Annotated in this window: 16 protein-coding genes; all 16 read right to left on the bottom strand. The window is 30.6% G+C overall.

What is annotated here, in order from left to right; all coding sequences use genetic code 11:
* Nucleotides 1-104: 104 nt before the first annotated feature.
* A complete protein-coding gene (gene trmD / locus NNC19_RS04420) occupies nucleotides 105-821 on the bottom strand; it encodes a tRNA (guanosine(37)-N1)-methyltransferase TrmD (protein WP_310937408.1) in 717 nt (238 codons plus the stop codon).
* Nucleotides 811-1311 (bottom strand): ribosome maturation factor RimM, encoded by a 501-nt coding sequence (gene rimM / locus NNC19_RS04425; RefSeq protein WP_310937409.1) that lies wholly within the window; start codon nucleotides 1309-1311, stop codon nucleotides 811-813. Before rimM ends, trmD begins: the two co-directional genes overlap by 11 nt.
* 63 nt (nucleotides 1312-1374) lie before the next feature.
* Nucleotides 1375-1602 carry a KH domain-containing protein gene (locus NNC19_RS04430; protein ID WP_310937410.1) on the bottom strand — a complete coding sequence of 76 codons (228 nt, stop codon included), beginning with the start codon at nucleotides 1600-1602 and terminating at the stop codon, nucleotides 1375-1377.
* A gap of 46 nt (nucleotides 1603-1648) precedes the next feature.
* Nucleotides 1649-1894 carry a 30S ribosomal protein S16 gene (gene rpsP, locus NNC19_RS04435; RefSeq protein ID WP_310937411.1) on the bottom strand — a complete coding sequence of 82 codons (246 nt, stop codon included), beginning with the start codon at nucleotides 1892-1894 and terminating at the stop codon, nucleotides 1649-1651.
* Nucleotides 1895-1928: 34 nt separating this feature from the next.
* Nucleotides 1929-3293, bottom strand: a complete 1365-nt coding sequence (gene ffh, locus NNC19_RS04440) for a signal recognition particle protein (protein ID WP_310937412.1) — start codon at nucleotides 3291-3293, stop codon at nucleotides 1929-1931.
* 18 nt (nucleotides 3294-3311) lie between these two features.
* Nucleotides 3312-3641: a putative DNA-binding protein gene (locus tag NNC19_RS04445; protein WP_310937413.1), complete on the bottom strand. Its 330-nt coding sequence runs from the start codon at nucleotides 3639-3641 to the stop codon at nucleotides 3312-3314.
* An 82-nt stretch (nucleotides 3642-3723) separates the two neighbouring features.
* Nucleotides 3724-4635 (bottom strand): signal recognition particle-docking protein FtsY, encoded by a 912-nt coding sequence (gene ftsY, locus NNC19_RS04450; protein ID WP_310937414.1) that lies wholly within the window; start codon nucleotides 4633-4635, stop codon nucleotides 3724-3726.
* Between the two features lie 11 nt (nucleotides 4636-4646).
* Nucleotides 4647-8204 (bottom strand): chromosome segregation protein SMC, encoded by a 3558-nt coding sequence (gene smc, locus NNC19_RS04455; protein ID WP_310937415.1) that lies wholly within the window; start codon nucleotides 8202-8204, stop codon nucleotides 4647-4649.
* A 244-nt stretch (nucleotides 8205-8448) separates the two neighbouring features.
* Nucleotides 8449-9456: a radical SAM protein gene (locus NNC19_RS04460; RefSeq protein WP_310937416.1), complete on the bottom strand. Its 1008-nt coding sequence runs from the start codon at nucleotides 9454-9456 to the stop codon at nucleotides 8449-8451.
* Nucleotides 9449-10147, bottom strand: coding sequence for a ribonuclease III (rnc, locus tag NNC19_RS04465; protein ID WP_310937417.1), 699 nt, complete (start codon nucleotides 10145-10147; stop codon nucleotides 9449-9451). Before rnc ends, NNC19_RS04460 begins: the two co-directional genes overlap by 8 nt.
* Nucleotides 10148-10253: 106 nt before the next feature.
* Nucleotides 10254-10484, bottom strand: a complete 231-nt coding sequence (gene acpP, locus NNC19_RS04470; protein WP_310937520.1) for an acyl carrier protein — start codon at nucleotides 10482-10484, stop codon at nucleotides 10254-10256.
* Nucleotides 10485-10566: 82 nt separating this feature from the next.
* Nucleotides 10567-11565: a phosphate acyltransferase PlsX gene (gene plsX / locus NNC19_RS04475; RefSeq protein ID WP_310937418.1), complete on the bottom strand. Its 999-nt coding sequence runs from the start codon at nucleotides 11563-11565 to the stop codon at nucleotides 10567-10569.
* A 53-nt stretch (nucleotides 11566-11618) separates the two neighbouring features.
* Complete coding sequence (rpmF, locus tag NNC19_RS04480) at nucleotides 11619-11801, bottom strand: 50S ribosomal protein L32 (protein ID WP_143314873.1); 183 nt, start codon at nucleotides 11799-11801, stop codon at nucleotides 11619-11621.
* Nucleotides 11802-11803: 2 nt separating this feature from the next.
* Nucleotides 11804-12313, bottom strand: coding sequence for a DUF177 domain-containing protein (locus NNC19_RS04485; protein ID WP_310937419.1), 510 nt, complete (start codon nucleotides 12311-12313; stop codon nucleotides 11804-11806).
* A gap of 98 nt (nucleotides 12314-12411) precedes the next feature.
* Nucleotides 12412-13608, bottom strand: a complete 1197-nt coding sequence (locus NNC19_RS04490; RefSeq protein ID WP_310937420.1) for an acetate kinase — start codon at nucleotides 13606-13608, stop codon at nucleotides 12412-12414.
* 32 nt (nucleotides 13609-13640) lie between these two features.
* Entirely contained in the window at nucleotides 13641-14642 is a 1002-nt protein-coding gene (gene pta / locus NNC19_RS04495) for a phosphate acetyltransferase (protein ID WP_310937421.1), read from the bottom strand.
* Nucleotides 14643-14833 lie beyond the last annotated feature (191 nt).

The following is a 14833-nucleotide window of genomic DNA, read 5'->3' on the forward strand; positions in this document are numbered from 1 at the left end:
TTTAGTTAATTTGACGTTCATGCAGAAGCCGAGTTCTACAGAGGAGCGCCCGTACTAGCACAAATTATATTCTATCACAGCAATTTTTTTAAAGCAAGATTTTTTTATATCTTGTCAGTATTCAATATCTTTATGTCTTCCTTACTAAGTTTTACCTTTTTGTATAAATCTATTCTTCTTTCTCTTGTGATTAAAAGAGATTGTTTTCTTCTCCACTTTCTTATATTTTCATGATGACCTGAAATCAAAACTTCTGGAACTTTATCTCCTTCATATACCTCCGGTCTTGTATATTGTGGATATTCTAAAAGACCATCAGAATAAGATTCATCCATAAAACTTTCTTCTTTACCTAAAACTCCTGGAAGCAGCCTTAAAATCGAGTCCACAACAGGTATTGCAGCCATTTCTCCACCTGTTAAAATGAAATCTCCTAAAGAAATTTCCATATCTATATGTTTATATACTCTTTCATCTATCCCTTCATAATGACCACATATAAATATCAATTCTTTTTCCTGTGAAAGTTTTTTTGCCATATCTTGATTAAAAGTTTTCCCTCTAGGCCCTAAAAATATAACTTTCCCTTTGTTATTTTCTTTACATGCTTTAATTGAACTAACTAAAGGTTGGGGTGCCATAACCATTCCAGCACCGCCACCATAAGGATAATCATCAACTTTTTTATGTTTACTTAAAGTGTAATCTCTTATATTTATACAATCTATTTCAACTAATCCTTTTTCCTTTGCCCTACCTATAATTGAATTATCAAATATAGAAAACATTTCAGGAAAAAGGGTTAAAATACTAATCTTCATCTTGCCATTCTCCTACAGGTCTAATTAGTATTTTTTTATCTTCAACATTTACATCTAATACTATATTCCTAAGAACTGGTATCAATAGTTGCTTTGGTTGTTTAATCCAATATACATCATTATTCTTAGTTTCTATTACATCAAAAACCTTACCCAAATCCTTGCCTTCAGTATCAAATACTGTACAACCAATTATATCAACCACATAAAATGTATCTTCCTCAAGTTCTGGTTCTTCTTCTCTTGGGATACTTAAATATTTAGTCTTATAAGTTTCAGCAGTATTTATATCTTCTATTCCTTCAAGTTTTAGAATAACTCTACCTTTTTGAAATTTTACACTTAATATATTAAACCATTTTTCATCTATTAATATCTTTTCATATCTTTTAAAATTTTCCGGATTATCAGTAAGGCACATTACCTTAACTTCACCTTTTATTCCATGTGTATTGACTATCTGCCCTACATTAAAAAATTCATCACTCATATATTTCACCTCATCTTTCAGGTAAATGTACAAAAAGAGTTAGGCTACACCTAACTCTTTATTTTAGATTATCTCTACTACTACTTTTTTTGCTTCCTTTATTGCAGCAGCCTTTACTACTGTTCTAATAGCCTTAGCTATTCTACCTTGTTTTCCTATAACTTTACCCACATCTTCTTGATTAACTTTAAGCTCCAAAAGGATAGAATCCTCTTGAACCACTTCATTAACATAAACATCTTCTGGTTTATCAACAATGGATTTAGCTATTAGCTCAACTAATTCTTTCATATAGTGTCTGTAAACAAAATCAGTTTACAGTATTCACCTCCAAAAATTACTTGTTAAGGCCTGCTTGGTCAAAAAGTCTCTTAACTACATCTGTAGGTTGAGCACCTTTCTTTAACCATTCAGTAGCTTTTTCTTCGTTAACCTTAAATTCTACTGGTTTAACGATTGGATTATAATATCCAATTTCTTCTACAAATCTTCCATCTCTTGGACTTCTTGAATCTGCAACTACTATTCTATAGAAAGGAGCTTTCTTAGCACCCATTCTTCTAAGTCTTATCTTTACTGCCATGTTTATTTCACCTCCTTCAAAGGTATCTATATATTTAACTCATGAAAGGCATTTTGCCAAACAGTCCTTTTTTAGACTTTTTAGTGAATGACTTCATTTGCTTCATACTCTTCTTTGTCATTTCATAACTTTTAATAACTTTATTAACTTCTTGTATTGTAGTCCCTGCTCCTAATGCAATTCTCTTCTTTCTTGAAGAAGACCCTATTACAAGTGATGGATTTCTTCTCTCTTTTAGTGTCATAGAATAAATGATAGCTTCCATCTTATCCATTTGCTTTTGGCCTTTTTCTAAATTTGCTTCACCTAATGCACTAGTGTCTAAACCCGGCATACTAGGCATCATCTCTAGAAGCTTATTCAAAGGTCCTAGCTTTTTCATTTGAGACATCATTGTAAGATAATCTTCAAAATTAAGTTCTGAGCCCATCATCTTTTTAGCTAAGTCTCCAGCTTCTTTTTCATCTATAGCTTCTTGAGCCTTTTCTATTAAAGACAATACATCTCCCATACCCAAAATTCTTGAAGCCATCCTATCTGGATGAAACACCTCAAAATCATTCATCTTTTCACCAACACCAGCAAATTTTATTGGTTTTTCAGTAATGCTCCTTATAGATAAAGCTGCACCACCTCTTGTATCTCCATCAAGCTTAGTTAAGATAACACCTGAAACATCAAGTTCATTATTAAAACTTTCTGCAACATTAACAGCATCTTGACCAGTCATTGAATCTACAACTAATAAAATTTCATTTGGACTTATAGCTTCCTTCACATCTTTAAGCTCTTGCATAAGTTCTTCATCAATATGAAGTCTACCGGCAGTATCAATAATAATAACATTATTGCCATCTTCTCTACCTTGTTTAATAGCAGATTTTGCTATATCCACTGGTGATATTTTATCTCCCATAGCAAATACAGGAACCTCTATTTGCTTACCAACAACTTGTAATTGTTTAATAGCTGCTGGTCTATATATATCACAAGCTACAAGCAAAGGTTTTTTGTTGTTTTTTCTAAGTTCCAATGCAAGTTTACCACACATTGTAGTCTTACCTGCACCTTGAAGTCCTACCAGCATAATCACTGTAGGTCCTGTACTGGCATAGTTAATTTTACTTTCACTTCCACCCATAAGATTGGTAAGTTCATCATTAACTATCTTAACTACCTGTTGCCCAGGAGTTAAGCTTTGTAAAACTTCTTCTCCAACACATTTACTACTAACATTTGAAACAAAACTCTTAACCACTTTATAGTTAACATCAGCTTCTAATAATGCTAGCTTAACTTCTCTCATAGCCTCTTTAATATCTTTTTCATTTAGCTTCCCTTTACCTCTTAATTTCTTAAGAGTTCCTTGAAGCTTTTCTGCTAATCCTTCAAAAGCCATACTAAACCTCCTAATTTACTATAAATCCTCTAATTCACTTTTTAAGATATCATATTCTTTATCATCTATAGAATGATTATCTCTCAAATTATCTAAGAAATCTATAATTTTATTTTCACGATTCATACTCTTTTGAAGTAAGTTAAGTTTATTCTCATAAGATAAAAGCAACTTGTAACATCTTTTAATTAAATCATGTATAGCTTGACGGCTTGTGTTATTCAGTTCAGCTATTTCAGCTAAGGATAAATCCTCGTTATAATATAACTCCATAATGTTACGTTGTTTTTCAGTTAATAGTGGACTGTAAAAGTCCATAAGTAATGAAATTTCGACCCTATCTTCCATCCTTAATCACCTTACCCACAAAAGAGATAATAACAAATTTTCAAAAGGGTGTCAAGTATTTTTACTTAACACCTTAAATTATTTAAAATAATGCTTCCGCAAAGCTTTCTGCATCAAATTCTTGAAGGTCATCTACACTTTCACCTACACCTATATATCTTACAGGTATATTTAAAGTTTGTTTTATTGATATAACTACTCCACCCTTAGCTGTTCCATCAAGTTTAGTTAGAATTATGCCGTCTATAGGACAAGCTTCCATAAACTGCTTAGCTTGTATTACTGCATTTTGTCCTGTTGTTCCATCTAAAACTAATAGTGTCTCTTTATTTTCTTCACCGTATTCCCTATCAATTATTCTGTTTATCTTAGCTAACTCATTCATAAGATTTTTCTTATTGTGAAGCCTACCTGCTGTATCACAAATAAGCAAATCTACATTTCTAGCCTTTGCTGCTTGAATCCCATCAAAAACAACTGCAGCTGGATCTGACCCCTCTTCATGTTTAACTATATCAACCCCAGCTCTCTTACTCCAAATATCTAATTGATCTATAGCTGCTGCTCTAAAAGTATCTGCTGCTGCTAGTAATACCTTTTTACCTTCAGCCTTGTTTTTTGCAGCTAACTTTCCTATCGAAGTAGTTTTGCCAACACCATTAACTCCAATTACTAAAAGTACTTTCTTTTGAATTCTATCTTCTTCTCTATCATCACCTTCAAGCATCATTTCCTTAATAACAGTTTTTAATGCAGGAACAACTAATTCTGTGTCATTTATTTTTTCTTTTCTTATCTTAGCTTTTAGTCTTTCTATAATCTCCATAGTAGTATCCATACCTATATCAGATGTTATAAGTATTTCTTCTAATTCTTCATATAAATCATCATCTATTGTAACAGCAAGTTTAAGAGCTTCATTAATTTTATCTGTTAATCCATCTCTCGTTTTTGCTAATCCAGATTTTAGTTTATCAAATAAGTTCCCAAACATAAATTTCCCTCCTAATTTTCACTTAAGTCAACTGAGACCACCTTTGAAACTCCTTTTTCCTCCATAGTAACACCATACATTACATCACAAGCTTCCATTGTTCCTTTTCTATGAGTAATAACTATGAACTGAGTTAAATTGGAAAATTCCTTTAAAAATTCTGCATATCTATATACATTTGCATCATCTAAAGCTGCTTCTATTTCATCTAGAATACAGAAAGGTGTTGGTTTCATTTTTAAAATTGCAAATAATAAAGCAATAGCTGATAATACCTTTTCTCCTCCAGACATAAGATTTATATTTTGCAGTTTTTTCCCAGGTGGTTCAACATTAATATCTATATTTGCAGTAAGTTCATCACCTTCTGATAATATAAGTTCAGCGCTTCCACCTTTAAATAACTCTTTGAAAGTTTCATCAAAATTTCTATTAAGTATTTTGAAATTATCTTTAAACATAATTTTCATTTTCGAAGTCATCTCATCAATAACCTCTAAAAGTTCTCCTTTTGCCAGCTCTAAGTCTTTTTCTTGAGATGACATAAATTCATACTTTTCTTTTATTTCTTCATATTCTTCAATAGCTGCTAGATTAACTATACCTAAAGCAGTTACTTTTCTTTTTAAATTTCCAATATCCTCTTTAAATTTATTAACATCAGGTACATCTATAGCTATTTCCTGAGCTTCTGCTAGAGTAAGGTTTAGTTCTTCATTCAACTTTATATAAAGATTATCTTTTTCCATTCCACTCTTTTCTTTTTGGAATTCTTTTTTATTAAGTTCTCCTTCTTCCTTATTTATTATAACTAAGGATTCATTAATTAAACTATCTTTTTTTCTAAAGTCTTCCTTAAACTTCTCTTTCTGCAATTCATCTTCTTTAAATAATCCTTCTAATTCCACAATTCTTTTTTCAATTAAATTTATATCCTCTGTTTTTGCAAGTATTTTTCCATCTAGTTCATTAACATTTTCTTTATTTTCTTTATTTTCTTCATCCATGGTTGAAATCTTTAAATTATTTTCATTTATTTCAAAATCAATCCTTAGAACTTCATTTTTCTTGCTCAATATCATTTCATCTAACGAGGCTTTGTTCACCTTTAAATCTGTTAATACTTCACGAGCTTCATTAATTTTATCCCTTGAATTAATTAAAGTCATATCAAGCTCAAGAATTTTATCCTTGTTAGAATTTTTTTGCTCATCTAAATAAGTTAATTCTTTTTCTTTTTCATCCAAAGAAATATTTAATCTTTTTATTTCTTCTTCATTTCTATTAACTTCCCCATTAGATAATTGAATACTATGAGTAAGTTTATCTATCTCATTTTTAAGAACCTTTACTTCACTTTCAACTTTCGCTATTTCAACATTTTTAAAATGAACCTCATCTCTACTATTCAAAATCTCTTCATCTAAATTTTTAAGACTTGTCTTAAGAGCTTCAATTTCATTAAGTTCTTTTGTTAACTCAAGCTTTTTAGTCTCTAGGTTTTGTCCTAAAATTTCAATCTCTCTTTTTCTTCCTAGTATGTTTGCATTTCTAGTATTTATACTACCACCAGTTAATGCTCCACCTGGAGCTATTATTTCTCCATGTAACGTAACTATTCTATAACTATTATTTCCTCGTTTTGAAATAGCTAAAGCAGCATCCATATCTGTGCAAACTATAGTTCTCCCCAAAAGATTGTTAATAGCCTTTTCATACTTTTCTTTAAACTCTATTATTTCAGCTGCTATCCCTATAAATCCATTCATAGATTTTATAGAATTATCTAATTGTAACTTATTACCTTTAATATTATTCAAAGGCAAGAAGGTAGCTCTCCCTAAGTTATTTTTCTTTAGATAATTAATAAGTTCTTTAGCTATTTTATCATTATCTGTTATAACATTTGAAATTCCTGCACCTAAAGCAATTTCTACAGCTGTTTCATATTCTTTTTCAACCTTAAATACTTCCCCAACTACTTTTGTTCCATTTGCTTCTGGCATAAATCCTTCACTAATTTTCTCCATTAATGTTTTTACTGATCTATTGTACCCTTCATAATGTTTTTCTAAATTAGTTAGGATATTTTTATTTGCTTCTATCTCATTAATGGTTTTGTTTAAAGCTCTAATTTCTCCATCTTTTCTTGTAATTTTACCACTTAAACTAGCTATTTCTTTTTTCTTTTCTATTATTAATTCTTCAATATCTTTAACATCATTTCTATTTTTCTCAAGATTTTCTTTAAGACTCTCTAGCGTAGCCACATTAATTTTAATATTTCCTTCTGTTGATATTAATGATGTTTTAGCCAGTTCTATTTTTTCTTGTTTTATTTTCAAATCATTATTTATAAGTGTTATAGAATTGCTAATTTCAGAATGCGCTCTTAAAAGTTCAAATTCACTATCCTTTAATTTTTTAATTTCACTTTCAATTTCAGAAATTTTGTCTATTGATCCTTTATTGTTTTCTTCATTTTCTTTAATTTCTTCCATTTTAGCCTTTTGTTCTTCTTGCTTTAAAGATAATTCTATATTAGCATTTCCTTTGTCTTCTTCAAGTTTTATAATTTTATTTTTTATGTCCTCTATGGCTACACAATTTTTTTCAATTATACCTTTTAAATTTTTAATTCTTTCCTTATATATTTCTATATCATTTGAGATTTGAGATATCTCATCTTTTCTTTCATAATACTCTGATTTTTCTCTTGAAGCTTTCTTTTCTAAATTTTCAATAGCTTCTTCTAAAGCTCTTAATTTTTCTTTTTCTTCTGCCAATTCATTTTTCTTTTTCTTTAAACTTTCTTCACCATTAAGAACCTCTTCAGTATAATCATTTAAAACCTCTTCTATTTGTCTAATATTATGAACCAATATAGATACTTCTTTTTCTCTAAGTTCATCTGAAATTTCTTTATATTTCAGAGCTTTCTCTCTCTCAATTCTTAATGGTTCTATCCTCTCTTCATAAGTAGATATAATATCTCTTATTCTAACTAAATTCTCATCTGTATTTGATAATTTCTTTTCAGCTTCTTCTTTTCTAGACTTATATTTAACTATCCCAGCTGCCTCTTCAAGAAGAGCCCTTCTTTCTTCAGGCTTTCCACTTAATATAGCTTCAATTTTACCTTGTCCAATTAAAGAATACCCTTCTTTACCTATCCCTGTATCCATGAACAATTGAGTAACATCTTTTAACCTACACTTTGTACCATTTATCAAATATTCAGCTTCTCCAGACCTAAATATTCTTCTAGAAACGGTTACTTCATTGTATTCAGTCGAAAGAGCTCCATCTTGATTATCTAAGGTTAATGATACTTGTGCTAACCCCACAGGTTTTCTAAATTGAGTACCTGCAAAGATAACATCTTCCATCTTTCCCCCTCTTAGAGTCTTTACACTTTGTTCTCCCAAAACCCATCTAACAGAATCGGATATATTACTTTTCCCACTTCCATTAGGTCCTACGACTGCTGTTACACCTTTTTTAAATTTTAGTTCTGTTTTATCTGCAAAGGACTTGAACCCTCTTATTTCAAGAGACTTTAAAAACAATCTATTCCACTCCTTATTATCTAAATATAGCTGGAATTAATCCAGCAATAAAAATAATTACCATAATTATAGTTATTATGTACATTACCTTTTGTCTTGTTTGCTTTTTCATCCTAACAACTCCTTTTCAAACTTAAGTTTATAGTAAAAACTCAATAATTTCAATATCCTCTATATTAGCTATTCAAAAAGACTACTTCTGCATAAAATATACAATTCGAAGTAGTCCATTAGAATATTATATTTACTCTTCTTTTTCAACTATAATATTTCCTCTATCTATATCATCTCTGATAAAAACTTTTAATTTATAGCCTTCAGCCTCTAATTTTTTAAAATAAAACTTTTTGTTTGTATAAAGCTTGCTTAAATCTTTTCCATTAATTTTTATAATTCCTTTATAATGGTCTTTTAATTTATTACGAACTTCATCTGCCAATATACTTCCTTCTACCAATTCTCTAAAAGCAGGATGAAAAGGTCCAGCTACAACATCTTTGCCTTCAGCTATCTCATCAGTTGGTTGAAGTCCTATTCTAATCACATTAATTCCCGCACCTATATACAATTTATATATTTTTTTGCATATCTCTACAGCCTCTTCTAAAGAGTATGGTATGTAATCTCCTCTTTTGTACATAATCTCCATCGGAGTATCTTTTATCACCAAAGAAGGATATATTCTACATATGTCTGGTTTCATGTTTATAGATTTCTTTGCCGTATCTAAATCAATTTCAAAACTGTCTTTTGGAAGTCCAGGCATAATCTGATGACCAAGAATCATCCCATATTCTTTAATTAATTTAGAAGCATTTTGCACATCTATTGTTGTATGCCCTCTTCCTGAAGCTATAAGCACAGATTCATCTAATGATTGAACTCCCAATTCTATAATATCTACACTATACTCCCTTAGATATGATAATATATAATCGCTTATATAATCTGGCCTTGTTGACATTCTTATTTTATCTATAAGCCCTTTATCCTTATATTCCTTCGCAACTTTTAACAATTCCCTTTGTTTCTCTTCTTTTATCCCTGTAAAAGTACCACCAAAAAACGAAATTTCAATTGTAGAATTTTCTCGGCTTATAGTCTTTAAATATTCCTCAACCGTTTTTTTTACTGTCTCTGCCGTTACTTTTTCATTAGAACCTGTTATTCTATCTTGATTGCAAAAAACACAATCATGAGGACACCCTTCATGAGGAACAAAGATTGGTATAATATAATAATTTTTACTCATCAATTACCTCCAATTTTATAAGAGCTTCTTTTGCTGCACTTTGTTCGGCTTCCTTTTTACTAAGGCCTGAACCTTTTCCCATCTCTTTATTATCCACTAAAACACTTACAAAAAATCTTCTATTATGAGGTGGCCCTTCATATTTTATAAGATCATAATTAATATTAACTTCACCATTTATCTGTAAATGTTCTTGAAGTTTTGTTTTAAAGTCTAATATTATTTTATTTTTAATAGCCTTGTTTATTATATCTTTAAACTCTTTTAGAATGAACGTTTTAGCTTCTTCAATTCCTTTATCTAGATATATAGCTGCTATAACAGCCTCAACCGCATCAGCTTGGATTGACGTTCTCTCTCTTCCTCCCGTCATTTCTTCTCCTTTGCTCATTCTAATAAATTTACCCAAATTTATTTTTTTAGCTACATTGTAAAGTGAATTTTCACATACTATTAAACTTCTTAATTTAGTAAGTTCTCCTTCTGCCTTGCTTTTATAATTAGTAAATAAGTATTCTGTAATACATAATTGCAAAACAGAATCCCCTAAAAATTCAAGTCTCTCATTATAATAGCCATCTTTAAATTGTTTTGCATAAGAACTATGTGTTAATGCAGTCTTAATTAAGCTATCATCTTTAAACTTAACTCCAACCGCCTCTTCCACCATAGTCAAATTAAAATTTTTCATCTACTACGCTCCTCTAAAAGTTTATTCTTCAATTTTTAGAGTTTTTCTAATAAATTCAAGAATAAACTAAACAAAATTAAAATCCCGCGAAATTTGCGGGATTAAATTATTCCTCGTGATGTGCTTTAACGTAGTTTACTACGTCTCCAACTGTTTTAAAACCTTCTACATCTTCATCTGGAATTTCTAATTCTAATTCATCTTCTAAAGCCATTATAAGTTCAACAATATCTAATGAATCTGCATTTAAGTCATCTATAAATGATGAATCTAAAGTGATATCTTCAGCATCCACGCTTAATTTATCAGCTATAATCTCTTGTATTTTTTCAAACATTACCTTCACCTCCAAAGTCCTTTCATTTAGATAATAGTATATATCAATATATTCGTCAATATGACTTTTCAAAAATAAGAGATTATTTTTCCTTATCAAATTCTAATTTAATTTTATCTAGTATCTTTCTTTCACTAAATATCTTTGTTTGTTTTATAGCGTTTTTAAAAGCCTTACCATCTGAACTTCCATGTGCCTTAATACATATACCATCAACACCTAAAAATGGAGCTCCTCCAACTTCTTTATAGTCAAACTTAACCATAAGCTTTTTAAACACAGGCTTCAAAAGTGCTGCTCCTATTTTCGAAATCAATGGTGAAGCATAAATTTCATCCTTTATCATTCCTAGTAAAGTCGAAGCACAACCTTCATACATCTTTAAAACCGTATTACCCACAAAACCATCTGCTACTAAAACATTCACATCTCCCTTAGGAATTTCCCTAGGCTCTACATTACCCACAAAATTTAAATTTTCTTCTTTTAAAAGTTTATAAGTATTTTTTGTTAGATCATTTCCTTTTTCTTCTTCAGCTCCTATGTTAACAAGCCCAACTGAAACGTTTTTATTATCAAACATAGTTTCATAATAAATTTTTCCCATATGTGCAAACTGAACAAGATAACTTGGTTTACAATCAACATTAGCCCCAACATCCACAACCATAAAATGTCCATTTCTTCCTGGCATTATTGGAGCTAAAGCTGGTCTTTCTACCCCTTTAATTCTTCCAATAACAAATGTACATCCAGCTAAAAATGCACCAGTGCTACCTGCTGAAATGACCGCTTCACATTCTCCTGACTTAACTAAGTTTAAAGCTTTAACAATGCTAGAGTCTTTCTTCTTTCTAAGTGCCATTACAGGATGTTCATTAGGTGAAATTACTTCTGTAGCGTCAACTACTTTTATTCTTTCTTTTGGATAATTATATTTTGAAAGCTCTGCTTCAATTTTATCTTTTGGACCAGTAATATACATTTCTATATTACTATAATCCTTTATCGCTTGCACCACTCCATCTACTACAGCCTGTGGTGCATGATCTCCACCCATACCATCTATAGCTATTTTCATAGTATTCTCTCCTTTTTTTATATATAAAAGAAAAGAAAGTCATAAGACTTTCTTTATTCTTCAGTAACTACTACTTCTTTACCTTTATAGTAACCACAATTTTTACATACTCTATGAGCAAGTTTCATTTCGTGACATTGAGGACATTCAATTATACCAGGTATACTAGCTTTGAATGTTTGAGCTCTTCTTGAATCTCTTTTAGCTTTATATGTCTTTCTTGCTGGATTTCCCATGCTTACACCTCCTTATTATCAAACAACGCTCTTAAGCCTTCAAGCCTAGGATCATAATCATCGTTATTGCAGTTGCATGTTTCTCTATTTAAGTTAACACCACAACTTTGACAAAGTCCTTTGCAATCTTCCCTGCAAAGTCTTTTTATAGGCAAGGTTGAAATAATTGAAGACTCAACTATTTCTCTGATGTCTAAGACATCATCATCTACAAATGTCACATCCTCTTCATCAAAAAGATTCGCATCAATTGTAAACCTTTCTTCTATATCAATATCTACTGGATAGATAAAGGCCTCTAAGCATCTAGAACAAATAAGTTCCAATTCACTTTTCATATGAGCTTTTATAACTACTATTTCATTATCAGAAGTTGCTTCACCAGTAACCTCTACATCTGAAACAGGTTTAATCTTGTCTCCTTCAAAATAAAAAGGCTCAAGGCTAAACTTATAGGAAATACTTTTTTTTCTTTCTCTTTTAGATATTAAGTCTGAAAATTGTATCTTCATAAAAACTGCTCTTCTAAGAGCATTTTCACTCCTTAGCTAAAATATTTACTGAATAAACACAATTCATTATATAAAGCAGCGCGAAAAAAGTCAAGGACTTATTTTAACAAATCTACTGTTTCTTTAGCTATCATCAATTCTTCATTAGTTGGAATTACATAAACTTTTACTTTAGAATCATCTGTTGTAATAAGTGCTGTTTCTCCCATTACATTGTTTCTTTCAGCATCTAACTTAATTCCTAAATATTCAAATCCCTCTAAAATATCTCTTCTTGTTTCAAAAGAATTTTCTCCTACTCCTGCAGTAAATACTATTACATCTACTCCACCCATAGCAGCTGAATATGCACCTATTTTAGTTTTTATACTATAAGTATACATATCTATAGCAAGCTGAGCTCTCTTATCTCCTTTTTTATATGCAGCGTCCTTTATATCTCTCATATCTGAACTCTTTTCTGTAATTCCAAGAAGTCCTGATTTCTTATTTAAAATTTCATTAACTTCATCTATAGAATAACCAAGTTCATTAACTAAATATATTACTATTGCAGGATCTATACTTCCTGATCTAGTTCCCATGATTACGCCATCAAGTGGAGTAAATCCCATTGTTGTATCTATAGACTTTCCACCTTTTACAGCAGCTATACTAGCTCCAGCACCTATATGACATGTAATTATTTTTAAATCTTCAATATTTTCACCCATAACTTCTGCTACTTTTCTAGATACATACTTATGGCTTGTACCATGGAATCCATATTTTCTTATTGCATGCTTTTCATATAATTCATATGGCAAAGCATAAAGAAATGCTTTTTCTGGCATTGTTCCATGGAAAGCAGTATCAAAAACTACAGTCATAGGTACATTAGGCATTAATGCTTTACAAGCTTCTATACCAATTATATTAGGTCTATTATGCAAAGGTGCTAGCTTAACACACTCTTCCAAATAAGCCATAACTTCATCTGTAACTAACACAGATTCTGAATACTTTTCTCCACCATGAACAACTCTATGTCCAACAGCAGATATTTCATCCATAGATTTCATAACATTATGTTCTTCACAGACCAAAGCATTTAACACGTGTTGAATAGCATCTTTATGGTCTCCCATAGGTGTTTTAACAATATATTTATCTTTCCCACTAACTTTTTGAGTAAGAATTGATCCTTCAATTCCTATTCTTTCAACTAATCCTTGAGCAAGTAATCCTTCATTGCTCATATCAATAAGCTGATATTTTAATGAAGAACTCCCGCAATTTATTACTAAAACTTTCATTTGTAACTCCCCCTTTTTAAGTTTTTTATCATTTACTTTGTACTTTGTGCTTGAACTGCTGTAATAGCTACAACTTTAACTATATCTTCTGAACTACAGCCTCTTGATAAGTCATTTATAGGTTTTGCAAATCCTTGACAAATTGGTCCAATTGCCTCTGCGTTTGCAAATCTTTGCACTAATTTATATCCAATATTTCCTGCTTGTAAATCTGGAAATACTAAAACGTTCGCTTTACCAGCAACCTTACTATTTGGAGCTTTTTGATCCGCTACTTTTTTAACTATAGCTGCATCTAATTGTAATTCCCCATCTATTAATAAATCTGGTCTTAATTCTTTAGCCTTTTCTGTTGCATTTCTAACTTTATTAACTAAATCACCATCAGCACTTCCCATAGTTGAGAATGATAACATTGCAACTTTTGGATCAACATTACATAAATTTTTAGCTGTTTCTGCTGTTGCAATAGCTATAGCTGCTAATTGGTCTTCATTTGGATTTGGATTAACTGCACAATCGGAGAATAATAACATCCCCTCTTCACCATAGTTTGATCCTGGTACCATCATTATAAAGAAACTTGATACAACCGAAACACCTGGTGCTGTCTTAATTATTTGAAGTCCTGGTCTTAAAAGATCTCCAGTTGTGTGAACAGCACCTGATACCATTCCATCAGCATCATCAAGTTTTACCATCATTGTTCCAAAATATAATGGATCTCTAACTATTTTTTCTGCTTTTTCAATAGTCATTCCTTTATTTTTTCTTAATTCATAAAAGCTTTCAATATAAGCTTGTAATCTTTCTGATTTTTCTGGGTTAACGATTTCTATTCCGTTTAAGTCTACCCCTAAACCTTTAGCTTTATTTAATATTTCTTCATCATTACCTACTAATACAGGATATGCAAAACCCTCCGCTTGAATTTGTTCTGCAGCTGCAATTGTTCTTTCTTCATTTCCTTCTGGAAGTACTATTCTTTTTTTATTAGATTTTGCTACCTGGAAAATCTTATTCATAAGTTCCATAGTAATTCTCCTTTCAAAACTCTTTATCTGATACTACTACTATACTCCTAAGAGAAGAATAATTTCAACATAAAATTCTTCAAAATCCCCTATTTTACTAAAGTCTTTAGATTTTTAATTATCTTAATTGTCAGATAACGTTTATTTATTAACAAGCAATTCTAAATATTTTTTATATGTTATAATTACTA

Source organism: Clostridium sp. SHJSY1 (assembly GCF_031626875.1).
Taxonomy (GTDB): domain Bacteria; phylum Bacillota; class Clostridia; order Clostridiales; family Clostridiaceae; genus Clostridium.